The organism is Natronolimnobius baerhuensis, from assembly GCF_002177135.1.
GTDB classification, from domain to species: Archaea; Halobacteriota; Halobacteria; order Halobacteriales; family Natrialbaceae; genus Natronolimnobius; species Natronolimnobius baerhuensis.
Map to the genome: position 1 here is coordinate 605057 of NZ_MWPH01000002.1, position 24773 is coordinate 629829.

Sequence of the window (24773 nt, forward strand, 5' to 3'; positions counted from 1 at the left end):
CGCCGTAAACGGCGAGGTTTTGCGCCTGTTCATCCCATCAGTATAAACCGCCAACCGACGTGGCTGTTGCTATGCGAGAGGCTGATGAAACGACGCGACAGCAACTCCGCGAGTTGTTGCGAGTCGAACCGGCGACGCCGAGTGAACTGGCCGTCGAACTCGATCTGACACCGCACGCTATTGTTGGCCACCTCGAGCATGTCTCCCAGTCGGTCGACGGCAACGACGCTGACGAGCAGTTTCTCGTTGCGCCACCAACGTGTCGCGACTGTGGCTTTGACGACTACGACGAGTTGTTGAATCTCCCCTCGCGTTGTCCGTCCTGCAAGAGCGAATCAATCGCAGAACCAGCGTTCACGATTGACTAGATTTCTCGAGTTGTCGAGCATAGAACTGTGACTGTCGCCGTATCAGGGCCGCAGATGCCCGTTAGTAGCGGATAGCAGCACGCCGCTGTTCGTCTCTAATTCGACACGCATATTTAGCGCCGTGGCGAGAACCCGGTACGAACCCTCGAGCAAGCGCCACGAATGCCGCGTTCCCGAACGAATTCGGCTGGCACGTTCTCGTCACCGGGGATGGTCCTCGAGGGGCCGGAGGATATGCATGACAGCTACGCCAGATTCAACGGTCGACTGCACCGAGACAGTCGTGTCGATCCTCGAGTGGCTCGAGCAGTGCGAGGTGTCACCTGAGGCGGTTGATGAAGCCCTCGGGGTTTTGTCGAACAGCCGACGGCGACGCTTCCTCGAAGTCATGCGGACCTACGACGAGGAGATCACCCTGCCGGATGCAGCCGAAGAGGTTGCCGTTCGGGAATCCGGCAGTACAGTCCAGGAACTGTCGGCTGACCGGGTTGCAAACGTCTATCTCTCACTCTATCACGACCACTTGCCGCGTCTGATCGATGCCGGCTTGCTCGAGTACGACCAGGAGCGCGACCTGGTTTGGCCGACTTTTTAGGGGCTATCGCGCGTGGACGGCGTCGAACAACACGAACACGACCGCCAGAGACGTGTCAACGTGTTACCGAATGTCTGACGGAGCTTTAACACGTCCACAACGTAACGAGGTCTATGGACTCCCTTCTCATCTATGGGTCGTATGGCTATACGGGGCGTCTGGTCGCGCACGAAGCAGTTACACGAGGAGGGGAGGAAGATGAATCGGGTACGCCGACACTTGCTGGTCGCGACGGCCAGGCGGTCAGCGAACAGGCAACACACCTCGGCGTCGAGGGGCGACAACTCGCACTCGAGGACGATCTCACAGCCGTCCTCGAGGAGTTTGACGCCGTCTTGAACTGCGCGGGACCGTTTACCGAGACGGTCGATCCGATGACCGAGGCCTGCCTCGAGACTGGGACCGACTATCTCGATGTGACCGGCGAGGTCGCTGTGTTCGAGCGACTGCGCCAGCGTGATCGGGAGGCACGAGACGCCGGCGTGACGATGGTCCCCGGTGTCGGCTTCGAGGTCGTTCCCTCGGATTGTCTGGCTGCGATGCTCGCCGAGTGCCTGCCAACTGCAGACAGCCTCACACTCGGCGTCGAGGCGAGCGGCCCGCCCTCGAGTGGGACGGCGCGAACGGTTCTCGACCTGCTCGCTGACGGTGGGATCGTCCGACACAACGGTCGGCTCATCAAGGTCCCAGCCGGCTTTCGAACGCGCAAACTTGACTTTGGCAATGGCCCGACAGATGCGGTCTCAGTCCCCTGGGGTGACGTCGTTACCGCACCGTACAGCGCCGGTGTCGACTCGGTCGAGGTCTACGCCAGTGCGCCCTCGTGGGCGGGCCACGCACTCGCTGCACTCGAGTCGGTCAGTTGCGTCCTCACCTGTGGACCAGTCGAGCGCGTCCTCGAGCGCAGCCTCGAGACAGTCATCGACGGCCCTGACGAGCAGACGCTGGCGACTGACCGGGCCGTCATCTGGGGCGAATTGACCGACGAGGACGGACAGCGGGCAACGGCTAGACTCGAGACGCCAAATCCCTACGCACTGACGGCACAGTCTGCAGTGTCGGCTGCCGAACGCGTACTCGGCTGCGAGTCGGACGGCGGCGACGAGCGCGCCATTCAACCCGGCTTCCAGACGCCGGCAACAGCCTTTGGCAGCGAGTTCGTCCTCGAGTTCGAGGGCGTCGACTACGAGCTACTCGCAGTGCCCGCGTCCACTGCATCCAGTGACGGTGACGACACCACCGGCGCTGACGACCTGGCAGACGACGAGGCGGTGGGAAACGAGACGAGACGCCTTCTCGAGAGTGACGACTGATTTTACTTCGCCGAGTCGTCCGTCCCTGACGCTTCACCCGGTGTACTGCCGCGTTCGTCCATCATGGCCTGTGTGCGGTCGACCCATGCGCCGCGGTAAAAGCCGACGGCGACGTAGATCGTCGCCCACAGGTAGTAGATGATGATCGAGGCGTAGATGGCTGGCACGCCGAACTCGAGGACGACGCCGAAGACGTACGAAATCCCGAGCATCCCAAAGAGCATCCCAGTGATGCGGGCGATAAACGGCGTCTTGGTGTCACTGCCGCTCGTCAGCGCGCCTGCAAGCACCGTGTAGAGTACGGTCAGAGGCGCGGCAAGCGCGTACGCCGCAGCGAAGTTGGCCGCGTAGAACCGCGTTTCCGGATCGTCGGTGAAGAAGCCGACGAACCACTCGGCACCGATGAACAACACGACGCCGAGGCTGCCCACCGTCACGAGTCCAAGCAGCGCCGCCGCCCAGCCATTGTACCGTGCGCCCGCTGGGTCACCCTCGCCGAGCGTCTGGCCGACAATAATGCTCGTCCCCGTGCGATACCCTCGAGAGAGCGGCGCGGTGATCTGCTGGTAGACGCGCTGGCCAATCTGGTAGGCGGCGTTGACTTCCGTCCCAAACAGCAACAGGATGGCGTTGAACGGGAACGCGATCACGGTCGAGCCGAGCCCCTCGACGATTCGCGGGGCGCTGATTGTGAGCAACTGCTTGGTGACGGTCCACTGACGCGGGCGGATGAAACCAGCAGGCGTCCAGGGACTGGCGATTGCTGCGAGCAACGCGAGCGCAGAGAAGACGTTCCCGAACGCGGTCGCGATACCGACCCCGATAATGTTGAGTTCGGGTGCCATCCCGAGTCCCAAGCCGAGCGTGAGCGTGCCGACGATGTTGAGCGCGTTCGAGACACCGTTGATGTACATCGGCGTGCGCGTGTCGCCAGCGCCCTGTATCGACCGTGCAGCGACGAGTGCAACGTGGCGGGCAGGTGTTGTTGCGAAGATGATTGCAAGATAGATACCACCCTGTCTGGCAACCTCCGATTCTGCGCCCAGCAGCGCAATTGCCCACTCACCGAGCAGAAAGCCAAAGAAGACAAATGGAACGCCGGCAACCGCCCCAAGGACGAGTGCCTGTGTAATTGCCTCGTCTCGATTCGCCGTCGCCCCACTGCCAGTATCCTGACTCGAGAGGGCGATGACGCCACTCCCCAGTCCGAGTCCGATCCGAAGCGGGAGTCGAGCGTAGAGGTCCGCGAGGCCGACCGCTGCGACCGCTGCCGGTGAAAAGAGGCCGGTCACTGCGATATCGGTCGTCCGCATCAGCGTTCGGAGGAACTGCTCGACCATCACTGGCCACGAGAGATCGAACACCCGTCGCCAGACGGCGTAGAGCCGGTCGCGTCCTCCGGAAAGCACGCACGACACTCGCCGCTTCCGGTGCTTGAAGCTGTTGAAGCCGGCATTCGATGGTTCCCACCGGAGCAGAACGTATATTTGCGAATGGGCGAAGATGAGTGTATGGGTGAGGATGGGATTGCACTCGACGATATCGATCAGGGGATTTTACAGCAATTACAGCACGATGCGCGGAACAACACGACACGAGAGATTGGGGAATCTGTCGGCGTCTCCGCGGGAACGGTCAGAAACCGACTGGAAAAACTCGAGGAGTCAGGGGTTATCCGTGGCTACATACCGACCATCGATTACGAAGCAGCGGGCTACCAGCTCGTCATGCTGTTTACGTGTACAGCGAGCGAACCGACGAACTTTCTGACGCGAGAACTGCTCGAGATTCACGGCGTTGTCTCGGTTCGGAAACTACTGGCTGGCGAGGAGAACTACCATGTGACCGTTGTTGGCTCGGATACCGACGAGATCGATACCATTGCAACCGCGGTTCGCGACTGCGGTCTCGAGGTTGTCCGTGCTGATGTGATCGACGAACAACACCAGCAGCCGTTTACTCACGTCGGCAAAGAGGGTCCACAGGACAATAGATAATTCCCCACAATAACGCTTCGAAATTAGTAATTGTCTGGCAAATCATTCGGTCCATGGACAACTGAAGGCGAGGGTTTATTTACACTCGGTGGGAGTAATCTGATGATGGGCCGTCCCGCAACTGGGTCACAGTCACCACACAGGCCTGCTGATGAGCCTGTACAGGTCGTTCTTATCGAAGATGACCCAGACGATGTTCGTCGGATACGTGCCGGATTCGCCGAGATGGAGTTCGAGTACGTGATCGAGGTCTACACGACCGGTAATGAGGCACTAGACGCACTCCTCAAGGCACGGCCGCAAACGCTTCCCGATTTTATCCTCCTCGATCTCAGCCTTCCCGATATGAATGGCGACGATATTCTCGAGACGATAGCGACCGAATCGAAACTGCGCCACCTCCCGGTGATCGTGCTCACGAACTCGGATGAAACTGCGGACATCGAGCGCAGTTATGCCACCGCAGCAAACGCCTACGTGACAAAACCATCCGATGCTGACGGATTTACGTCGATCATCAACGCCATCGAACGGTTCTGGATCAAACAGGCACAGTTGCCGCCGACACACGGCTGACACGCCACCGACTTATTCGTCAGCCTCGCTGTAACACCGCTTCTCGACGCGTTCATCATAGTGCCGCGCGAGTTGCTCCGTGATCGGGCCACCACCAATCGAGTGTCCATCGAGCGTCGCAATCGGGCGTAGTTCCCACGTCCGATTAGTCAAAAACGCCTCATCAGCACTGCGGACGTCTGTGAGGTCGTATTCACCCGCTCGAGTCTCGAGTCCGACTGTCCTAGCGCCCTCGAGAACCAACTCGCGGGTGATTCCTGGCAACACGTCGGCCTCGAGCGTCGGCGTGTGTACCACGCCATCCGCGACGAAAAACAGGTTGCTCGTCGCGCCTTCGGCAACGGAGCCCGAACAATCCAACATAAGCGCCTCGTCCGCCGGCTCATCACTCGCCTGGAGTTCCGTGCGTGCGAGAATGCCGTTCAGGTAATTGTGCGTCTTCGCCGTCGCTGGCACCGACGCCGCGGGAACGCGTCGCGTCTCAACTGATTGCACCGTTGCTGGCTCGTCCCAGACGGGTTCCCCCTCGAGGCCACCACGCGGGAGCGGTGTGACGTAGATGACGACGGTTGGATCGACCGCGGGCTGTGGCGTGAGTTTGCCCGGCTGAACGCCACGGGTAATCGACAGCCGCACGTAGGCGTCCGCGAGGTCGTTCGCCGCGAGCGTCTCGTCGATCCGCGCGCGGAGGTCGTTGTCCGAGAGCCCGTGGGAAAGCGAGAGGGCTTTACAGGTGCGCTCGAGTCGTTCGCGGTGGCGATCCCATGCGAAAATCGTGCCGCCGTAGGCGCGCATGGTCTCGAAGGCGGCGTCACCGTAGCGAAAGCCACGGTCGTCAACGCTGACGGTCGCCTCGCTCGCGGGAACGAGGTCGCCGTCGACGTGGTAGATTGGGTCATCGGTCATCGGCTGTTCTTGGGTCGTCTCGTCGTGGTACTCGGAGTACTATCAACCCCACTATCCAGTCTCATCTTCGCTGACAAAATGCCGGAGGCTGCCCTGTCGAAATCCTCAGTCACGGATAGGGTTCAGGAGTCGTGTTGCACAGACAGCGCAACTGTGACTTGAGCGGAGAGGTAATGACTGTAGAAGAGCGAATGCTCAGTGCATAGCGTGTATTGCTCACTAACTGGCTAGCCAGCAGTACGTTGATCCCCTGTTCAGACCGGACGGCCTTCTACCAGAAGTGAACCTACGTGTCTATATAGTAGTATTTTCAATCCATCGTCTATTACCCGTCACATACTGTTTGGAGAATGACGATCTGTCTGCCATTTTTTGACTTGCTGTTGCTGGCCGAAGAATACTGCCTGTAGGACTCCTAATAAGACGTGATGTCAGACAAGAGAGACATGCCAACTGCATACGCGGGGACGACTAGACACGAAGAGAGAGCGACGAGCGAGGGAGAGATAGAAATCAGCGATGAGGAGACGACGACTACTGAGGAGGGACAATCCCGTCCCCGTCTAATTGATATCGTGACTCTCATCGGCCTTGGGTACGTGCTCCGAGATTGGCTTGGTCCAGTACGGGAAAAGGTCGGTTCTGAGAGCGACGGTTCCCCGAAGCAGGGCTATGGAGTCACTGACACGGTCAAAAGTCGTACGTGGGGGATGACCCACGGCGCGGCTGATCAAGTCCAGAAAGGTGGTCAAAAAGTAGCGGAAAAGACGGAGGAAACAACGGAGAACGTCGCCAATCGAATTAGAGAGTCCAGTGAGGGGGTCGGCGATCAGATCGAACAGGGAAGCAAACAGATCGGTGAGATAGTCGAAGAGAGTGGTGAAGAGGCGGGCGAGATGCTTGAAGAAGGGAGCGAGGAGACCGGCGAGATGATCGAAGAGAGTGGTGAAGAGGCCGGTGAGATGGTCGAAGAAAGTGGTGAGGAAACAGCTGAGACGGTTGAAGGGGGTGGCGACGAAGTAGGCGGGACGGTCAGAGACGGCAGTGAAGAGACTGGTGAAATGATCGAAGAGGGTGGTGAAGAAGTGGATGACATGTTCGAAGAGGGTAGTGAAGAACTGGGCGACATGTTCGAAGAAGGGGAAGACGACGATGGAGACACGAGAGAAAAGATGGGTGACGGCGGGAAAGAACCGGTCGAAACGACTGATGAGGAAACAATAGTAGAACGTATCCGTCAGACTCTCTCAAGATAAGAAACTCCCGGGATGTCGATAGTGACTGTGCACAGAAAGTCGGTCTACCGAGTAGTTGGTTTGTCGTCGTTACCATGAGACAGTAGTTGGTTTGTCGTCGTTACCGTGAGACAAACGACGCCTCTGTGCGGAACGCATCATCTGCAGTCAGCAGACTACTTTTATCATCAATTGGAAGTTTCAAAGCGCCTTGTAGGCATATTGGACACTCGCGGTTGTTGAGGTCCCGTCCGATAGATCAGTGTTGGATTCCGTTGTGGAATCCAATAGCTGCCGGCACAATCTTTCGCGAGTGTAGCGTGCTCCCCTCCCCAGACCCACATCCATGCACCCAGCACTCTGTACGGCACCCAATCGTATCGCAGGCCGTGAGAACTGCCACCCGACGGTCCTGCCGGCGCTGTCCAAGGACATCGACCCAACACACTGACCGCCGTGCTCGAGTCGAATCCGGGCCGCTCCGTCCGCTTCGAGTACGCCGGCTACCGAGTCGTGATCGACCCCGACGGCGTGTCGGTCCTCGAGTGAGAGCAGTGTCGACTTACCGCGCAGCACCGCCGAGCGTTCACAGCTTTGGACGGTGTTCACTCCTCGAGTTGTGCGGCGAAGCGACAGAAGTTCGCGATCATCTGTTTGCCGACCCGCAGGGAAATCCCGTCGTCGCCTGTGTCGTCGCCACGCTCGCGCGTCAGGATACTTTCCGGATGGAACTGCACCCCGAGATGAGGTTTCTCACGGTGGCGAACAGCCATCAACACCCCGCGCTCGTCGGCCGTTCGAGCCGTCTCCTCGAGTGTGTCCGGAAGATTCTCACGTTCGACGGCCAGCGAGTGATAGCGCCCGACCTGAAACCCTTCGGGAAGGCCGGCAAAGAGGCCCTCGCCGTTGTGGCTTACCGCGGATGGCTTGCCGTGGACGACGTGCGGTGCGTGGACGACTGGCGCGCCGTTTGCGGCACATAGTGCCTGATGGCCGAGACAAACGCCCAGAATGGGATACTCGGTTTTGGCAAACAGCGGCATTGAGATGCCGGCGTCCTGTGGTGTGCCCGGTCCGGGCGACACCACGATTCCCGTCGGATCGAGATCGCGAACATCCTCGAGGTCGATTTCGTCATTTCGCCGGACGATGACCGTGTCTGCAACTTCACCGACGTCCGCCGCCGCAGGGCCTGCCGAAGCGACTGCTTCGGCAACGTACTGGACGAGGTTGTACGCGAACGAATCGTAGTTGTCCACGACAAGGATCCGCGTTCGCGTCTGTGCCTCGTCTTCGGCCACACCGTCGACCGCTGGCGGCTCAGTCATCCACACCACCGCCAGTATCACTCGAGTCAGCGGGCGACTCCTCGAGTGCCATATCCGCGCGCTGGCCGAGCGCCTCGTCGACGGCTGTAATGAGTGCGCGGGCCTTATCGAGGGTTTCGTCGTACTCACGATACGGCTCCGAATCGTGAACGATTCCGGCACCAACCCGGAGGTGATACTCCTCGGCATGGCGAACCAGCGTCCGAATCGTGATGTTTAGCGTCGCCCGGCCGTCGAAGCCGAAGATGCCGACACTGCCAGTGTAGGGGCCGCGTTGAGTCGCCTCGAGTTCGTCGATGATCTCCATCGTTCGGGGTTTGGGCGCGCCAGTGATCGTCCCGCCGGGGAAGACGGCGGCGATTGCATCGGACAGCGACTGTCCCTCGCGCAATCGGCCGGTTACGTCCGAGACGAGATGCATCACTTCCGAGTAGCGGTCGATGCGGCGGTACTCCTCGACTGTGACGGAGCCGTAGGCACACACTTTGCCGAGGTCGTTGCGCTCGAGGTCGACTAGCATCGCGTGTTCGGCGCGTTCTTTCTCGTCCTCGAGGAGGTCTGCCTCGAGTGCGTCGTCTTCCACGGGGGTGTCACCGCGCGGGCGAGTGCCGGCAATCGGCTCCGTTCGGACGAATTCATCAACTCGCTCGAGAAGCAACTCGGGACTTGCACTTACTAGATCGGCGGCGCGGAACTCGAGCAAGCACGAATAGGGCGCGGGATTTACCCGCCGAAGGGCGTCGTAGGCTGCAACGGGGTGGACAGCGGCGGGGGCAACGAGTCGCTGAGAGATGTTCGCCTGAAACGTATCGCCATCGTGGACGTAGCTTTTGACCTGTCGAACGCGGTCGGCGAACGCCTCTCGACCGCAGTCGCTCTCAAAGGTTGCTTCCGTCGCTGATACTGGCGGTTCGCCAACTGTCGGCTCACCGTCGCGGACGGCGCGAGCCAACTCGAGTGCGCGTTCCCTGCCTCGTTCATAGGCACGCTCGACGGCATCCTCGGAGTCTGACTCGAGACGCGGACAGGCCGTTATCCGAAGCGTCACCGGCTCTCCAGGCTCGGTTGGTCCCTCCCATGATGCCAACCGGTCGTAGACGCCCACCTCGAGTTGGGGCAGACTGCGGTCGTCGATAGCCGACTCGGGGAGATCCTCGAGTTCGCGCACAACGTCATACGAGAGCCAGCCGATTGCGCCACAGGGGTAGGGCACGGAACACTCCCCGCGAAGCAAGGACTCGCCGTCAAGGAGTCCCTCGAGTGCGGCGAGCGTGGGGGCGGTATCGGCCGGTCCACTGTCGGCGTCGCAGTCCTCGGCGAGCGCGACTGCGTCGGCCGAACAGGTCAGGCGCTCGACTGGGTCAACGCCGAAATAGCCCCACCCAGGCTGGCCGCCCGTCGTCTCGAGGACACTTCCGCCGTCGCCGTCGCGCGCACGACAGTATGCCTCAAACGGATCCGAAACCTCGAATTGCACCTCGACCGGCACGCGAACGCTGCGCTCGTCCGTCGCGCCGTCGGAGTCGTCCATCTCGACACTCGCGGACGCGGCGGCTCGAAACGCCTCGAGCGTTGTCACGACGCGCGGATCGCTCATATCACTCGAGAGCGGGTGCGCAACTAATCTTCTTTCGGTCCCGGCGGATACAGACACTGCGACGGACACACCAAGCGGTGTGTTGGAACACTCACGCAGCGACCGCAGCACTCGAGAGTCGAAAATCAGGGACGAAGACGGTCGGAAGTCGCGTTATCGAACCTGCGCCTTGTCGATCCAGCCCTGAATGCGTTTTTCAGAAATATCAGTCTGGTCGGACAGCGACGCGGCGTCCGCATCAGCAAGGTCGGCGACGGAGTCAACGCCCGCGTCCTCGAGTCGGTCGGCGTAGGCCGGGCCGATGCCCTTGATGACATCGACGGATTCGCTCGCGGTGTCGTCGTCGGTCGTGTCGGCTGCATCGGCGTCGTCCTCGGTATCGGCGGCCGCGTCCACAGTGTCGGCATCCGGAGTGTCGGCGTCCGACTCTGCGTCGGTGTCCGACTCTTCCGCTGTCGTTTCGTCGATATCCGGTTCGTCGGTATCCGTCTCGGCCTCATCAGAATCGTCCACGGCCTCACTCGAGTCGGAACCCGTTTCTGTGTCCGTCTCCGGCTCTGTCGCTGGTGGAGTGTCTGCCTCTGCATCCTCGATGACGACATCCGTCTCGTTCTCGGTCGGATCGACCGTTTCGACGGACTCTGCCTCGGGCGTCGAATCCGAATCGCTCCCGGTGTTGGTGTCCGTAATCGTTTCTGTCGACGGACCAGTTGCTTCGGCGGGTTCAGCCGCCTGCTCTGGGTCGTCGTTCGGGTCGACCATCGAGCCAGTCGACCCCGCTGCACTCGTGTCAGCAGCAGCGGACTCGTCTGCCTGTGGTGACTGCGATCCTTCACGTTCGACCGTTACCCCGACCTCTCGAGAGGGAGGAGACTCAGAGCCCGACCCGCCGAGGCCCAACAACGACTTCAACTTTTCGAGGATTGCCATTATCCCGATATAGTCGTCTCTTTCACTTAAATTCGCCTGATACAATACAGAACTGCCCCAATTGTCCAGCCCGTTCCGGTCCGTCGGTGCTCGAAACACAGCTCTCCGAATGCCGACTTTCGGCCTTTACAGCCGCTCTCGAAGCGCTTCGTTCATCGACTCGACGGGGGCGTCCCGGCCCGTCCACAACTCGAGCGCTTCGACGCCCTGATAGAGCAACATCCACGCACCATCGACTGTTGTCGCGCCGGCAGCGGCTGCATCCTGCAAGAGTCGTGTCTCGAGTGGCTGGTAGACGGCGTCCATGACTGCCAGATCGCCGTGAAGGGCATCCGCAGGGACTGGCGTTGCATCCTCTTCCATCCCGACACTGGTCGCGTTAACCAGCACGTCCGCATCAGCAAGGAGCGACTCGAGGGATTCGAGGCCGTGGCTGGTCGCCCGAGGGACTTCCTCGGCGAGGTCGTGTGCGCTCGAGACGGTTCGGTTCGCGATGGCGACGCTCGCGCCAGCATCTGCGAGGCCGAACGCAATCGCCCGGCCAGCGCCGCCCGCACCGACGACGACTGCGCGCGCACCGTCGATTGTGACGTCGTGGTCTCGGAGCGCACGCATCGCACCGCCGGCATCCGTGTTGTGCCCCGTTGGGCCGCCCTCGCCCGTGAAATCAATCGTGTTGACCGCGCCGATTCGCGTCGCCAGGTCGTCGGCGTCGACGACCGCGAGTGCGTCCTGTTTGAACGGAATCGTCACGTTCAGTCCCGTAATGCCGAGCGCCTCGGCACCCTCGATAGCCGCCTCGAGATCGTCCGGATCAGGTTCGAACGTCACGTAGCGCGCGTCGTACTCGAGTTCCTCGTACGCCGCCTCGTGCATCGGTGGTGACAGCGAGTGCCCAACTGGATTGCCGAGCAGTCCAAATACGTCCATTGCTATACACGCGAGTGCGGACGGCGACCCTATAATGGGTCCGGGTCTCGGCTGCTGACAGCACGAACGCGAGGCCGTCAGCGACTGTCCCGGGCAGTTCCGCGACCCTTATACACTGCTCTCGAGTACTCGCTCGCGTATGCTTCCCGTTTCCGGGACCGTCGTCTCCGTGCTATTGCTTGCGGCCGGTATCGTGGCGCTGTATGCCGGTGCCGAGTTGCTCGTCGCCGGTGCGGGACGGCTCGCACTCGGAATCGGGCTCCGAGCGGCGACCGTCGGTGTGACGATTATCGCGTTCGCGACGACCGCACCCGAACTGTTCGTCGCGACGATTGGCGCACTCGACGTCTCGACTGATATCGGTCTCGGCGCAATCGTCGGCTCGAACATCGCGAACATCGGATTGGTCCTTGGCGTTGCCGCACTCATCACGCCGCTATCGGTCAGTGACACTGTCATGCGTCGTCACGTCCCGTTCATGGTGTTCGCCGCGTTCGCGCTCGTCCTCGCTGGACTCGACGGAACGATTGGCCGCCTCGAGGGTGCGCTCTTGTTGCTCGCGCTGGCCGGATTCACGGCGTATCTGGCCTACGCAGTCAACGCCGATCCGGCACCGATGGCGGACGCCCCCGGCGGTAGTCGCGGAATCGAACTGCGAGATGTTGCGCTCGTGGCTGGTGGGTTGGTTGCACTCCTCATTGGCTCGCGCTGGCTCGTCGCCGGCGGGACCGACCTGCTCTCAGCACTTGGCGTTTCGGACCTCGTTATCGGGCTGACAGTGCTTGCACTCGGGACCTCACTGCCGGAACTGGCCGCCTCCGTCGTCGGTGCACTCCGCGGGGAAACCGCCTTCGCGATTGGGAACGTTGTCGGCTCGAACATCTACAACATCCTCGCTGTCCTCGGAATCGTCGCCCTCATCACGCCAATCGACATCGCCTCGAGCACGCTGCGATTCGAGTTGCCCGTCATGGTCGCCTTTACCGTCTTGCTGGTCGGGCTGATGGCCCACGGTCGCCGGCTCTCACGTCTCGATGGAGCGGTTCTGGTTGCGGGGTACGGCGTCTTTCTCGCCGCGCTCGTGCTGTGGTGACCGTTCAGGCCGAACCGCCGAGTTAACGACCGCCGAACGCGGAGGACGGATATGACTGATCTCGCAATCGTCGAGAGCCGCGCCGACCGCGCCTCGGTCCATATCTGTGACCACTTGCGCGAGGTGGGCGATTGGACGGAACGGACCGACAACAGCCGAGCCGACGCCGACGGTGGCGCCACGTACTACCAGACTGACGGCATCGAACTGCGGACGTTCGAGGAGTTTCACCTCGAGCTCGAGCACCCGGTCGACGTCTTCGACTGTGACCCCGACCTGCTCGTCTTCGCCTCGAGGCACGCGGGCGACACCGACGCGTTGTTGACAGGGCACTTCACGGGCAATTTCGGCCCTGCGGAGTTCGGCGGGGAAGACCACGCTGTCGCCGAGGCCTGTCCGAACGCGCTCGCCCGATTGCTCGAGGCCTTCGATGAGTACGCGCCCGAGGAATACGACGTCGGCATGGAGTGTACCCACCACGGCCCGACCGACGTCGGCTGTCCCTCACTGTTCGCCGAACTCGGCAGTGGCGACGAGCAGTGGGACGACCCCGCCGGGGCCGAGGCCGTCGCCCGCGGGATTCTCGAGTTGCGAGACGTGGCTCCCCACAGCACCCAACAAGTGGTCGGCTTCGGCGGCAACCACTACGCGCCGCGGTTCGAACGTATCGTCCGCGAGACGCCCTGGGCGGTGGGCCACATCGCCGCCGACTGGGGCCTCGAGGAGCTGGGTCACCCAAGCGCACATCGCGACCTCCTCGAGGCCGTCTTCGAGGCGAGCAACACCAATATCGCCGTCATCGATGGCGACTGGCCGGTGCTCGAGGAGACCCTTACGGACCTCGACTACCAACTCGTCAGCGAGACGTGGCTGCGCGAGGTTGGTAATCGGCCGCTCGAGCACGTGGACCAACTCGAGGACGCCCTCGAGAGCGTTGACGAGGGGCTTCGGTTCGGTGAGCACCACGACGACACCGTCGACGTCATCTCGATTCCGGGCGATCTCATCGACACGGCAGAGGGAATCGATCACGAGCGCGTTCGCGACGCCGTCGAGGCCCGGACAATCGCGTTCACGACCGACAACGGCGGCAGCCGCGTCGGCTCACAGTTCGCCGTGCCCGCAGACGACCCACTCGAGACGAAACGCGCGCTGCTCGAGGCCCTCGTTGCAGTATTGAAAGAGAAATACGACACCGTCCGGATCACGGACGACGCAGTCATCGCGACGGAGACCGCGTTCGACCCCGAACGCGCCGCAATCGCCGGGATTCCAGAGGGGCCAAAGTTCGGTGCATTGGCCGCTGGAGAGTCGATTACGGTTGACGGCGAGACAATTACTCCTGAGCGGTTCCAGACCGAACAGACGGATCGCTTCGACCTGTGAGTAATCAGAGATATGAGAGAAGTACGCAACTACCAGGTGCCTGCACTCACTGTTCTCTCCCCCAGTAACGAAACAGGTAATCACACCGTAACGTGTCAGACAGGTGGCTGACGTGTAGGGGAAAGGTAATTATGCTCCATTGTTTAGATGGGTCCAAGAATGGACTCACTCATCGACGACGCCATCGACGAGGCCGAAAACGGGGACCCGGCCGAGTCCCCCGCGGCTGAGACATCACAGGACAGCCAGCCCTCCACTGCGGACACCGACGGCCGCCAGTCCGGCACGATGACCGACGAGGAACTCGAGGACGTCCTCCAGGACCTCCAGACCGACATCACGGTCGTCGGCTGTGGCGGTGCCGGCGGCAACACCGTCAACCGAATGCACGAGGAAGGCATCCACGGCGCAAAACTCGTCGCCGCCAACACCGACGTCCAGCACCTCGTCGAAATCGGTGCTGACACGAAAATCCTGATGGGCGAGGAGAAAACCGGCGGCCGCGGTGCCGGCTCGCTCCCACAGGTCGGCGAGGAAGCCGCCCTCGAGAGCCAGCAAGATATCTACGACGCTATCGACGGCTCGGACATGGTCTTCGTCACCGCCGGACTCGGTGGCGGCACCGGAACCGGTTCTGCCCCAGTCGTCGCGAAAGCCGCCCGCGAGGCTGGCGCGCTAACGATTTCGATTGTGACGACACCCTTTACCGCAGAGGGCGAGGTCCGACGAACCAACGCCGAGGCAGGACTCGAGCGCCTGCGTGACGTGTCTGACACCGTCATCGTTGTTCCGAACGACCGACTGCTCGATTCGGTCGGCAAACTCCCCGTCCGGCAGGCGTTCAAGGTGAGCGACGAAGTGCTGATGCGCTCGGTCAAGGGCATTACAGAACTCATCACGAAACCCGGCCTCGTCAATCTGGACTTTGCCGACGTTCGGACCGTCATGGAACGTGGCGGCGTCGCGATGATCGGTCTCGGCGAATCGGACTCGGAGGCGAAAGCCGAAGATTCCGTCAAGACTGCGCTTCGCTCCCCACTGCTCGATGTCGACATCTCCGGAGCGAGTTCTGCACTGGTCAACGTCACCGGTGGCAACGACATGGCCATCGAGGAAGCCGAAGGCGTCGTCGAAGAGATCTACGACCGGATCGACCCCGACGCACGCATCATCTGGGGGACCTCAATCGACGAATCGCTCGAGGGCAGCATGCGCACGATGATCGTCGTCACGGGCGTCGAATCGCCACAGATCTACGGCCGACCGGACGGCGATTCCGTCCAGCCCAAGATGGGTGGCCAGGGACAGGCTCAAGGGCAGGAACAGCCACAGGGCGACGACGATATCGACTTCGTCGACTGATCGACACGCGACGCACGCGTCGGTTGCGGCCGCGGCTCATCTCTCTTTTCGACTCTCCGCTCCGTTCGTCAATCGAGTGCTGACTACTCAAGCCTGAAAACCCGTCCGTAAATCGGTCGTCGGGAGTGAACAACCTGTGGCGCTGATCCCACGCGCCACTGCGGGACACAGGGACAGCAGTCCGTCTCAGTCGTCTGCCGTCGCCGACGCGTCGCCGTCAGTCTCGAGGGCCGCGTCGCTCTCGATGCTCGGCGGATACTTTCCGCGCTCGAGTTTCAGATCCGACTGCGGGCGCGCCATACAGGTCAGCGCGTAGTTCTCGGCTTCCTCGTCGGTGAACCCGCGAGCGGCAGGCTGGGTCACCTCACCCTCGAGAATTTCGGCGGAACAGGCTAGACACATGCCAACCCGACAGGAGTACTCCTGGGCGATTCCCTCCTCGAGACACCGGCTGAGAATCGTCTCGGTATCCGAACAGGTAATCGTCTCGTCCGTCCCGACGAACTCGATAGTGTACTCAGTCATACCGTCCGCTACGAACGACCCGACTAAAACTCTTTATTCCGGACGTGTCCATTACTCGAGGACGTCCGGTGTGTCCGACGCTATTCGGTCCATCGCGATGGCGCACCGACCATAAAACGTTTTCATACCGCAGTGTCCACACTACTGGTATGAGTACCCAGGAGCAGTCGGGGGCCACGGCGGCAGCCGACACCCACTCGCCAGACGTCGTCGTCGTCGGTGCCGGGACCGCAGGCTGTTACGCCGCCGCGACCATCGCACGCGCGGACTACGAGGTCGTTATCCTCGAGCGCAAATCCGAGGACGAGGCGGGCCACATCGCCTGCGGTGACGCCTTGAAGGGCGCGTCGGCGTTCCCCGAGGCGATTCCCCGCGAGCAGATCGAACCTGCGTTCACCAACACCGGCGTCGACCACGGCCGGTTCGAAATTCCACAGGAAGACACCGTCCTCGAGATTCCGGTGCCAGGCGAGTTGGCAGTCATCGACCGCTGGGACTACGGCAAGCGGATCATCGAAGGCGCACAGGACGCGGGCGCGGAGATCCACTACGATACCGTCGTTCAGGACGTCACGCAAGCCGACGACGAGAAGGGGACCGTCACGGGTGTCGAGGCAACCAATAAGGGCGAGCGCCAGACCTACGAGGCCGAGGTTGTCATCGACGCCGCTGGGTCGCTTTCCGTCCTCCAGGACAAGGTCGACTTCTCGAACTCGACGTTCGATACGAACGTCGACTACTCGCACTTCTGTTCGGCCTACCGCGAGATCGTCACCGTCGAGGAACCCGTGCCGTGGGACGACGCCCTCGTCTTCAAGCCCACCGAGCGCGCGGCGGGCTACCTCTGGTACTTCCCGCGCACCGACACCGAGATCAACGCCGGACTCGGCTTCCAGATGACCGAGGAACCCATGCAACTCGTCGACGACCTCAAACGCGACCTCGAGGCCCGACCGGAGTTCCAGAACGCCGAGGTCGACGACAAACTCGGTGCTGCACTCCCCACCCGGCGGCCCTACGACTCTGCAGTTCACCCGGGCTACGTCGCAATCGGCGACGCAGCAGGTCACGTCAACCCAACCACGGGCGGCGGCATCGCCGGCGCGGCCTACGCCGGCAAGTACGCCGCCGAAGCCATCGTCGACGGTATCGAAGACGGCGATCTGAGCGAGAAGGCCCTCTGGGAGTACAACGAGCATGTGATGGACCACTTCGGCGCGCGATACGCCGCACTGGACGTCTACAACATCCTCTCGACGGCCGTCGACGTCGACGACCTGATGGGACTGCTCGCCGTCATGCCCGGGGAAAAGCTCGCTGAAGCCCTCTACTCCGGGAGTACGAGTATCGGCCCAAAACTCGCCCTCGAGAGTCTCTACAAGAGCTATGGCCACTGGGGAACCATTCTCAATCTCTATAAGACCAAACGCCGCGCTGACGACCTGCTCGAGCTGTACGAAGCCTACCCCAATCATCCGGCCGCGCTCGAGCACTGGCAAGCGCGCCGCGACGAGTTGATGGACGCCGTCTATGAGACGACGGGCGCTGAGCCGAAGTACTAAGGAACGAACTTTTTCTCTGTGTGCGGTCGCAAGCGACCGCACTCGGAAAAACTTCGATGAAAAGCACTCCTCCCTCCATTCCGAGCGCGTCGCGCTCTCCACATCGGTCGTCGGCCCGCTCGCTCCCGTCGGTCGCTCGCGGTCGGTAACTGGGTTATCACCTGCCCTTCCCCGAGTCACGGACTTCTCACGCTGTTCGAAGCCCGCTCCCGGCCACCGCGCTTTGCAAACCGATGAACTCACACTCGAGCGCGCAGGCATTCGATTCGGGTTTCCATTGAGGAATGGCCCCAAGCATCGTGGGCGCGATGAACCAGTGTTCCTCCCACAGTGGCAACACGACGGAAAACGCCATTGTCGACTGATTGGTACGCAAATCGCTCGAGGGGACAACTCATCACAGAGCGTGAAACAGTCATAGTATGGTGACTCTCAGCAGCTCGTGATAGCCTACGCTGTTAGGGATGTGTGCCATCTTTGCACACGACAAGCAGGCTAGTAATGGTTCCAAAACAGACCAGGCGTGGTGCGCTATCGATTGTGGGTGCAACGGGTGTAACACTGGTTGCGGGCTGTCTCGGCGGTGCCGACGACGAGGAGACTGCTGGAAACGGGAACGGGGATGACGCGGACGACCACACTGACGATACTGCAGATGAGTCCGACGACCACGACGAGATGGACGAAACCGGTGCCGTCCGAGTCGCCCATCTCTCACCAGACGCGCCGAACGTCGACGTCTGGGTTGACGGCGAACCCGCCCTCGAGGACGTGCCCTACCGAGCAGTGAGTGAGTACCTCGAGCTACCGGTTGGCACAGCAGAAGTGATGATTACCGCCGCAGGCGATCCGGACACCGTCGTCTTTGACGACGAACTCGAGGTTGGCGACGGCGATTACACGGTCGCGGCACTCGGCGAACTCGCCGAGGAGAACGAGCCCTTCGCGCCGGCTGTCCTCGAGGATGACCTGAGCGATCCTGGAGACCAAGCACGCATTCGTGCCGTGCACGCCGCACCCGACGCGCCGGCCGTCGACATTACGGCCGCAGACGGCGAGGTTGTCCTCTTTGACGACGTCGCCTTCGGCGAGGCCGGTGCGGCCTACGTCGACCCCGGCGATTACACCCTCGAGATCCGACCGGCAACCGAAGACAACGACGGCGATGTCGTCGCAACATTCGATGTCGCTCCCGAAGCGGGTAACGTCTACTCCGCGTTCGCCGTTGGCTACCTCGAGCCTGAGGCCGCCCCGGCCGACGAACCGTTCGATCTCGAGGTCGTACTCGACGCTGCATCGGAGATGGACGACGAATCGAACGACTACTGACGCCGTTCGATTTTCGGTTTTTGCTGGTGCTCGAGACTCCTACCTGGCATCAGCGGCTGCCTTTCGAAGCCGCTCGATCCGTTTTTCGGTTGCCGGATGCGTCCCGAGCAGCGTCCGTGCGATGAACCGCCGCGTGCGGTCGAAAAACCGGTGTTCCTCCCACGGCGGCGGCACGATGGAAAACACTGCCGTCGACCGATTGGTACGCAGATCGCTCGAGGGCCGGCGGGTGAGTCCCTGATCCAGCGTCTCGAGGGCGCTTGCGAGAGCGGCCGGATCGCCGGTGAGTGCAACCGCGCCACGGTCGGCAACGTACTCGCGGTATCTGGTGACGAGAATCACCGACGCTCGCGTGAGGCCAATGACCGGGAGTGCAGCGAGCAGCACCATTGGATGTACCTGGAATGGGGACGCCGAGTCGTCGTGTGGATCAGCGAGAGCATTGTCAAGCAGCGTATCGAACTTTGCGTTCGGCAGTGCCAGCGCGGTCAGAATCGCCGCATCGCGGTTGACGACGTGAGCGAGTTCGTGCGCGAGGACCGCCTCAAGTTCCTGCGTCGAGAGCCTGTCACAGAGTCCGACTGAGACGATGATCGTGGACGTGGTCGGTCGAAATCCAGCCGTCGCCGCGAACGGCCGGCGCTCGCGGCCGAGTCGAACGGTCGGTGCTGGCACGCCTGCCTGGGCTGCGAGGCGGTCGACACGCGCCTGTAGCTCCACGAGGCTGCTGGTTGCCGTCTCAGCAAGTACCTCATCGGCGTCGCCGTCAGTCTCGATGACGTCGATATCTTCTGCGAGTTGTTCTTCGACGGTTCCTCCGCTGCCGAGTTCATCGGCAATCGTCCGGCCGGTGTAGTAGGTTGCACCGATGACGCCACAGAGCAGACCGACTGCGAGGACGGCCTCGAGTCGCGAAATCAGCGGGGTGGATTCGACGATCACGAATCCGATACTCCAGGCGATGAGTGCACCGAGCATGGGCGCGAGCGAGCGCAACACGAGAGCCTCCTTGGGATTGGAGAATTCGCGGGCGAACTGCTCGAGTCCCTGCAACCACTTGTTCGAAATCCGACCGACGATAAGCGGTGCGGGTATTAGTCGTCGATAGATGCCCGCGATAGCCAGCCAGAAGCCGATGAACAGTAGCAACACGGCGACCGCGGGTGCGGCCAGTACGAGCATGAACATCGACATCACCGCTATCGCCGCGATTTCGATGACGAACAACAGCACGAACCCGATGACGGCGATTACGCCGGCGACCGCCATTCGAGTCCAGAGTCCCACTCGTTCTCGGAACGTCTGCAGTAATTCAGTCCCCATCGCCTCTCACGCGGAGTGCACCCTCGAGTTGTTTCGACGTACACAGATTCGATAGAAAAACGTTCGGTTGTCTCGGCAGTGCGTTCGATACGCAGACTCGAGTCGTGCTGATTAGGACTGCGTGCGAGCGATCCGTTCGATTGCGCCCGCGAGCACGTCGATGCCGTGACCGATACTGGCCTCGTCCACGTCGAACGTCGCGGTGTGATGCCCGCCGGGGTGATCAGTCCCGATTCCGACATAACACGCGTTTCCGCCGTTGTCCTGAACCGCCTGCATGAGGAAGGTTGCGTCCTCGCTCCCGCCGAGGTCGTCGCGCTCGAGGACGTTCTCCACACCTGAGACGTCACCCACCACGTCGGCGACGAGGTCGACGAGTGCCTGATCGCTGGTCGCACTCGGTGCTTCCGCCCCGGTTTCGATCTCGACCTCGCAGTCGTACATCGTGGCGGCTGCCTCGAGGACGCGCTCGCACTCCTCGCTCATGTACTCCATGAGTTCGGTCGTCTCGCCGCGAACCTCGCCGACGACGCGGGCCGACTCGGGGATCACGTTCGACGCGCTGCCGCCCTCGACGCGGCCCGCATTGACACGGGTCTTCCCGTCGTTGTGCCGCGGGATCGCGTAGAGATTCTGGACGGCCGCTGCCATCGCCTGCACGGCGTTGCGGCCCTGCTCTGGGTGGCCGCCCGCGTGGGCCGACTCGCCCGTGAACTCGGCCTCGAGGTGACGAACCGCGAGGAAGCCGTCGATTCCGGCGACGATTTCGCCGGTCGGATGATCGAGCCCGATGTGCATCGCGAGCAGGGAGTCGACGTCCTCGATGTGCTCGCTTTCGGCCATCGATTTCGCGCCGCCGATGACCTCCTCGGCGGGCTGGAAGAAGACCTTGAGCGTCCCCGAAAACTCGTCGCTCTCGGCGATGCGCTCGAGAACTCCAACACCGATTGTCGCGTGGGCGTCGTGGCCGCAGGCGTGCATTGCGCCCTCGTGTTCCGAGCGGAAGCCCGCCGCGGCAGGGGCGTGGTTTGGGTCATCGGACTCCTCTCGCGGGAGGCCGTCGATGTCGACGCGCAGGCCGACGGTTGGCCCCTCGCCGCGCTCTATGACGGCGACTGCGCCGGTATAGCCACCCTCGAGCGCCTCGAGGACGCTCTCATCGACACCAGTACCACGCGCTCGTTCGTAGGCATGGGTCAGTTCGGCATCACTCGGGACGGCCATGCGCTGGTCGGTCGCGAGGGCGTCAGGGCCAACGTAGAGTTCGGTGAGGTCGTCACCGAGTCGCGACTCGAGTTCGGAGACGATGCGTGCGGTCGTGTAGAATTCTCGCCAGGCGGGTTCCGGGCGTGTGTGTAAGTCTCGGCGCAGGGAGACGAGGTCGTCCGCGGTCATATCGAGGGGTTGGCTGGCCGCGCGAAAAGCAGTACCGGTGTCGGCAGAGTGAGAGTAAACTTCGTTCTCAGTTGGTTCGACCCGTTCCGCGGCGTTGCTCGACTTCGACTTCAACGTGAATCGAGTCGGGGAACTCCCGTTCGGTGAGGTTTCGCGCGATGCCGTCGTGACCGTGAATCTCGAGTTCGCGGGTGAAGACGGTGTAGGTCCACGAGGAAAACTGGCGTTCGTCGTCGGCGTGGAGCCGTTGATGCTGTGGCACGGAGAACTTTTCTGGAGGATGAGAGTGGGGACCTTTCAGCGCTGCGCCCTTGCGCTCGGCGGTTGTTTTGATGTCGTCGACGGTCCCATCGAGCGCGTCTCGATCTCCGCTCTGGAGTGTAAGACGGGTAACGAAGGTCATTGAGTTAGCACATCGTCAACGGCGGGGGCGTAAAAGCCTGCTGAGATTCACCCGTGAAGTGTGGACAGATTTCCGACACACTGGCGTGTTCGTGTAACTCATCACACCAAACAGTGTCCGTAGGACGAACAGTCCGATATTCTCTTAACGTCGCATCTATTAGTTCGGGTAATGGCAGTCGAAGCTACGAGCGCAGGCGCAATCCTCTTCCGCGATACGCGGGGCCGGCGCGAGTATCTTCTACTCAAGAGCCGCCCGGGCGACTGGGAGTTTCCGAAGGGCGGTGTCGAAGGAGATGAAGAGCTACAACAGACGGCGATCCGCGAAATAAAGGAAGAGGCAGGTATCGAAGAGTTCCGACTACTCGATGGCTTTCGAGAAGACTACGACTACGTCTTTGAGGCGAACGGCAAAACGATCCACAAGACCGTTCATCTCTTTATCGCAAAGTCATTCGAAGCGAGCGCCGAACTTTCGAACGAACATCGCGACCTCCAGTGGCGCGACTACGAACAGGCCGTAAACACCGTCACGCAGGACGGTCCTCGCGAAATCTTAGAGCAAGCACACTCGTTCCTCGACGACTGGGACGAAGACGAGGAGTAGGCAGTCGACTCGAGCACTGCCACGAGCATTATGTGACCCGCTTGCGAGGGGTCAGCTACAGCAATGCAATCGGCCACTGCCGTCCTCTCGTATCCCACTCGAGGCCCCGGTCTCGAGCGCATGCTCATCGGCAGCCTGCTCGTTCTCGGCTCCGTCTTCGTCATCCCCGCGCTCGTGCTCGCGGGCTACTGCATTCGCATCCTTGAGTCGACGCTCGCCGGACACGACGAGCCGCCGGCGCTCGAGGGACGCGACTGGAGCGAGTGGCGAACGCTTTCGCGAACCGGACTCGAGGCTACTGCGGTCGCGGCCACGTATCTGTTCGTCCCGCTCGCGGTCGGCGCTGGGGTCGCACTGGGGGCCACAGCCGCCGGTTACTACGGCCTTCTTGTCCTCGCGCCACTGGTCGGCGGCCACGAAACGCTGATCTGGGGACTCAGCCTGCTGGCCGCTCTGTTCGCCGCACTCCTCGCGCTCGCACTCATCGGTTCGATTCTCGCGATCTACTACGTGCTGCCAGCAGCACTCGCGGTCTACGCTCACACCGGAACGGTCCGCACCGCGTTCGACCGCTCGGCGCTCTGGCCCATCGTCTCGAGTCTCGAGTATGCCGTTGGAATGGGTATCCTGCAGCTCATACCAATAGCCATCCCCATCGCCGTACTTGGCTGTCTGCTCTCTGTGGTCGGCATTGTGGCACTTCCAGCGATTCCGTTTTACGCAGCGCTGGTCGCCAGTCGCGTCCTTGGCGCTGCCGTCAGCGCGAGAGACACGGACGCCGCCTCGAGTAGGGCCGCATATACGCAGTCTGCTGCACACGTGGCCGAGTAACGTCGCTTCCGGCACCAGAAATCACGGATACCATCCGCACAACCGAGTAGCCTTTCGTCTCCCGGTTCCAAGGACGGCAAAACGTGGTCCCAGACACCGTCGACGCCGACTCCGAGTTCGCCTTCGAACTGCGAACCTGCCGGTGGGCCGAACGCGAGTGGCCCCCGGACGGCGACAGCGACGCCGACACCACCCACATCGTCGCCCGCCAACTCGGGACCAAACGCCGCCGCTGGGACACCATCGTCCTCGAGTGCGACCCCGGCGCCCTCGCCCAACGCGCGAATTTCGGGCCGAAGCGCCTCGAGAGCGACCACTTGCACATCGTCCGGAACGCGCCCGCCGAGTGGACGTACTACCGCGACGCGCTGCCCCATCCCGGCTACCCGTGGCGCTACGTCCGCGAAGCAATCCACGAGGCCGACGACCGCGGGATTCTTGAGGCCCGAAAGCAGGGCAATCGCATCGAAATCCGGCGCAAGTGGCCCTACCCCGACTGGTGCGAGCGCATTGTCGCCATCGAGAACAAACCCGATCTGGATGCAAGCGCTGCCCGCGCGCTTGGCTCACAACTCGAGTACGACGTGGCGGTGGCGCTGGCCGACGAGGTCTGGGTCGCCACCCGGCAAACCGGCGAACGCGTCGAACCCGTCTTGCTCGAGGACCTGCCCGTCGAAGCAGGCGTGCTGGCGCTCGATCCGGACACGCTCGAGGCAGACGTGGGCTGGTACCCCCGCAGCCTTGCCGCCGACGAGTCGGGGACGCGCATCCTCGAGCGGCCGGACGATGGCACTCGCGGGAGTTCGGCGGCGCGTTTCGAGTACGTCGATCCCCAACAAAAGGCCGACAAACGGCTCGCAATCGCCGAACGCGCCTACGAGCGCGGCTGGCGCTCGTTCGTCGACACGATGCGCCCCGACTGTCGCTATTTCGAACTGCAAGCCGCCGAGGGTGCACAGTTGCTCCCTCGCTGTGGAGCCACAGGCGACTGCCAGACCGCTGCGCAGTGTTCTGGCTCCTGTCCAGACTTTCAGCCGGAACCGCCCATCTGGCGGACCAAGGGGTGGCCACTCGAGGGTGGTCCCGGAAAACGACTCAAAGCCTTGCTCGCCGACCGGCGCAGGCGGCAACGGCCGAGGACTGACACCGGCGCGGGGCAGTGACTGCCTCGAGTCACACCACG

24 protein-coding genes are annotated in these 24773 nt (G+C 62.1%); 14 read left to right on the plus strand and 10 right to left on the minus strand.

The features are described 5' to 3' along the window. Nucleotides 1–71: 71 nt before the first annotated feature. The 3 genes from B2G88_RS09330 to B2G88_RS09340 all read left to right on the plus strand — a co-directional run bounded on the left by B2G88_RS09330 (nucleotide 72) and on the right by B2G88_RS09340 (nucleotide 2276). A complete protein-coding gene (locus B2G88_RS09330; protein ID WP_054862339.1) occupies nucleotides 72–368 on the plus strand; it encodes a transcriptional regulator in 297 nt (98 codons plus the stop codon). Between the two features lie 238 nt (nucleotides 369–606). Beyond that, nucleotides 607–963 (plus strand): DUF7344 domain-containing protein, encoded by a 357-nt coding sequence (locus B2G88_RS09335; RefSeq protein ID WP_087714612.1) that lies wholly within the window; start codon nucleotides 607–609, stop codon nucleotides 961–963. A 113-nt stretch (nucleotides 964–1076) separates the two neighbouring features. Then, nucleotides 1077–2276 (plus strand): saccharopine dehydrogenase family protein, encoded by a 1200-nt coding sequence (locus B2G88_RS09340; protein ID WP_054862338.1) that lies wholly within the window; start codon nucleotides 1077–1079, stop codon nucleotides 2274–2276. Nucleotides 2277–2278: 2 nt separating this feature from the next. Here B2G88_RS09340 and B2G88_RS09345 read toward each other — a convergent pair whose 3' ends face one another. Then, entirely contained in the window at nucleotides 2279–3685 is a 1407-nt protein-coding gene (locus B2G88_RS09345; protein WP_087714613.1) for an MATE family efflux transporter, read from the minus strand. A gap of 102 nt (nucleotides 3686–3787) precedes the next feature. Between B2G88_RS09345 and B2G88_RS09350 the strand changes: the two genes are divergently transcribed. Both B2G88_RS09350 and B2G88_RS09355 read left to right on the plus strand, forming a co-directional pair. Then, the gene (locus B2G88_RS09350; protein WP_054862362.1) at nucleotides 3788–4273 is read left to right on the plus strand and encodes an Lrp/AsnC family transcriptional regulator; all 486 of its coding nucleotides are present in this window, start codon (nucleotides 3788–3790) and stop codon (nucleotides 4271–4273) included. A gap of 105 nt (nucleotides 4274–4378) precedes the next feature. Next, the gene (locus B2G88_RS09355; RefSeq protein WP_176393207.1) at nucleotides 4379–4849 is read left to right on the plus strand and encodes a response regulator; all 471 of its coding nucleotides are present in this window, start codon (nucleotides 4379–4381) and stop codon (nucleotides 4847–4849) included. Nucleotides 4850–4861: 12 nt separating this feature from the next. Here the strand turns inward: B2G88_RS09355 and B2G88_RS09360 are convergent, their stop codons facing one another. Next, nucleotides 4862–5755, minus strand: a complete 894-nt coding sequence (locus B2G88_RS09360; protein WP_087714615.1) for an aminotransferase class IV — start codon at nucleotides 5753–5755, stop codon at nucleotides 4862–4864. A 428-nt stretch (nucleotides 5756–6183) separates the two neighbouring features. Here B2G88_RS09360 and B2G88_RS09365 point away from each other — a divergent pair, with 428 nt between their 5' ends. After that, a complete protein-coding gene (locus tag B2G88_RS09365; protein ID WP_245835339.1) occupies nucleotides 6184–7011 on the plus strand; it encodes a hypothetical protein in 828 nt (275 codons plus the stop codon). 584 nt (nucleotides 7012–7595) lie between these two features. Here B2G88_RS09365 and B2G88_RS09375 read toward each other — a convergent pair. The 4 genes from B2G88_RS09375 to B2G88_RS09390 form a co-directional block, all read right to left on the minus strand. After that, on the minus strand, nucleotides 7596–8318 hold the full coding sequence (locus B2G88_RS09375; RefSeq protein ID WP_087714616.1) for an anthranilate synthase component II: 723 nt from the start codon (nucleotides 8316–8318) through the stop codon (nucleotides 7596–7598). Then, nucleotides 8311–9915: an aminodeoxychorismate synthase, component I gene (gene pabB, locus B2G88_RS09380; protein WP_087714617.1), complete on the minus strand. Its 1605-nt coding sequence runs from the start codon at nucleotides 9913–9915 to the stop codon at nucleotides 8311–8313. Before pabB ends, B2G88_RS09375 begins: the two co-directional genes overlap by 8 nt. A gap of 153 nt (nucleotides 9916–10068) precedes the next feature. Further along, nucleotides 10069–10845: a DUF4332 domain-containing protein gene (locus B2G88_RS09385; protein WP_087714618.1), complete on the minus strand. Its 777-nt coding sequence runs from the start codon at nucleotides 10843–10845 to the stop codon at nucleotides 10069–10071. Nucleotides 10846–10971: 126 nt separating this feature from the next. Continuing rightward, the gene (locus B2G88_RS09390; RefSeq protein ID WP_087714619.1) at nucleotides 10972–11775 is read right to left on the minus strand and encodes a shikimate dehydrogenase; all 804 of its coding nucleotides are present in this window, start codon (nucleotides 11773–11775) and stop codon (nucleotides 10972–10974) included. A gap of 139 nt (nucleotides 11776–11914) precedes the next feature. Here B2G88_RS09390 and B2G88_RS09395 point away from each other — a divergent pair, with 139 nt between their 5' ends. The 3 genes from B2G88_RS09395 to ftsZ all read left to right on the plus strand — a co-directional run bounded on the left by B2G88_RS09395 (nucleotide 11915) and on the right by ftsZ (nucleotide 15616). After that, on the plus strand, nucleotides 11915–12868 hold the full coding sequence (locus B2G88_RS09395; protein WP_087714620.1) for a calcium/sodium antiporter: 954 nt from the start codon (nucleotides 11915–11917) through the stop codon (nucleotides 12866–12868). A gap of 51 nt (nucleotides 12869–12919) precedes the next feature. Beyond that, nucleotides 12920–14254 carry a D-aminoacyl-tRNA deacylase gene (locus B2G88_RS09400; RefSeq protein ID WP_087714621.1) on the plus strand — a complete coding sequence of 445 codons (1335 nt, stop codon included), beginning with the start codon at nucleotides 12920–12922 and terminating at the stop codon, nucleotides 14252–14254. A gap of 159 nt (nucleotides 14255–14413) precedes the next feature. After that, on the plus strand, nucleotides 14414–15616 hold the full coding sequence (gene ftsZ / locus B2G88_RS09405; protein ID WP_087714622.1) for a cell division protein FtsZ: 1203 nt from the start codon (nucleotides 14414–14416) through the stop codon (nucleotides 15614–15616). 186 nt (nucleotides 15617–15802) lie between these two features. Here ftsZ and B2G88_RS09410 read toward each other — a convergent pair whose 3' ends face one another. Beyond that, the gene (locus tag B2G88_RS09410) at nucleotides 15803–16141 is read right to left on the minus strand and encodes a 2Fe-2S iron-sulfur cluster-binding protein (protein WP_054862335.1); all 339 of its coding nucleotides are present in this window, start codon (nucleotides 16139–16141) and stop codon (nucleotides 15803–15805) included. Between the two features lie 149 nt (nucleotides 16142–16290). Between B2G88_RS09410 and B2G88_RS09415 the strand changes: the two genes are divergently transcribed. Further along, a complete protein-coding gene (locus tag B2G88_RS09415) occupies nucleotides 16291–17703 on the plus strand; it encodes a geranylgeranyl reductase family protein (protein WP_087714623.1) in 1413 nt (470 codons plus the stop codon). Between the two features lie 501 nt (nucleotides 17704–18204). Next, a complete protein-coding gene (locus B2G88_RS09420; RefSeq protein WP_054862334.1) occupies nucleotides 18205–19032 on the plus strand; it encodes a DUF4397 domain-containing protein in 828 nt (275 codons plus the stop codon). A gap of 39 nt (nucleotides 19033–19071) precedes the next feature. On the opposite strand, the gene B2G88_RS09425 is transcribed toward B2G88_RS09420, so the two are convergent. From B2G88_RS09425 to B2G88_RS09435, 3 genes are all read right to left on the minus strand, one after another. Continuing rightward, a complete protein-coding gene (locus B2G88_RS09425; protein ID WP_087714624.1) occupies nucleotides 19072–20355 on the minus strand; it encodes a M48 family metalloprotease in 1284 nt (427 codons plus the stop codon). 111 nt (nucleotides 20356–20466) lie between these two features. Further along, nucleotides 20467–21750, minus strand: a complete 1284-nt coding sequence (locus B2G88_RS09430; protein ID WP_087714625.1) for an amidohydrolase — start codon at nucleotides 21748–21750, stop codon at nucleotides 20467–20469. A 67-nt stretch (nucleotides 21751–21817) separates the two neighbouring features. Beyond that, nucleotides 21818–22153: an uS10/mL48 family ribosomal protein gene (locus B2G88_RS09435; RefSeq protein WP_087714626.1), complete on the minus strand. Its 336-nt coding sequence runs from the start codon at nucleotides 22151–22153 to the stop codon at nucleotides 21818–21820. A 171-nt stretch (nucleotides 22154–22324) separates the two neighbouring features. On the opposite strand from B2G88_RS09435, the gene B2G88_RS09440 reads away from it, so the two are divergent. The 3 genes from B2G88_RS09440 to B2G88_RS09450 all read left to right on the plus strand — a co-directional run bounded on the left by B2G88_RS09440 (nucleotide 22325) and on the right by B2G88_RS09450 (nucleotide 24753). Further along, nucleotides 22325–22759 (plus strand): bis(5'-nucleosyl)-tetraphosphatase, encoded by a 435-nt coding sequence (locus B2G88_RS09440; protein WP_054862333.1) that lies wholly within the window; start codon nucleotides 22325–22327, stop codon nucleotides 22757–22759. A gap of 63 nt (nucleotides 22760–22822) precedes the next feature. Next, nucleotides 22823–23590: a DUF4013 domain-containing protein gene (locus tag B2G88_RS09445; protein WP_087714627.1), complete on the plus strand. Its 768-nt coding sequence runs from the start codon at nucleotides 22823–22825 to the stop codon at nucleotides 23588–23590. 83 nt (nucleotides 23591–23673) lie between these two features. Next, complete coding sequence (locus B2G88_RS09450) at nucleotides 23674–24753, plus strand: DUF5787 family protein (protein WP_087714628.1); 1080 nt, start codon at nucleotides 23674–23676, stop codon at nucleotides 24751–24753. Nucleotides 24754–24773 lie beyond the last annotated feature (20 nt).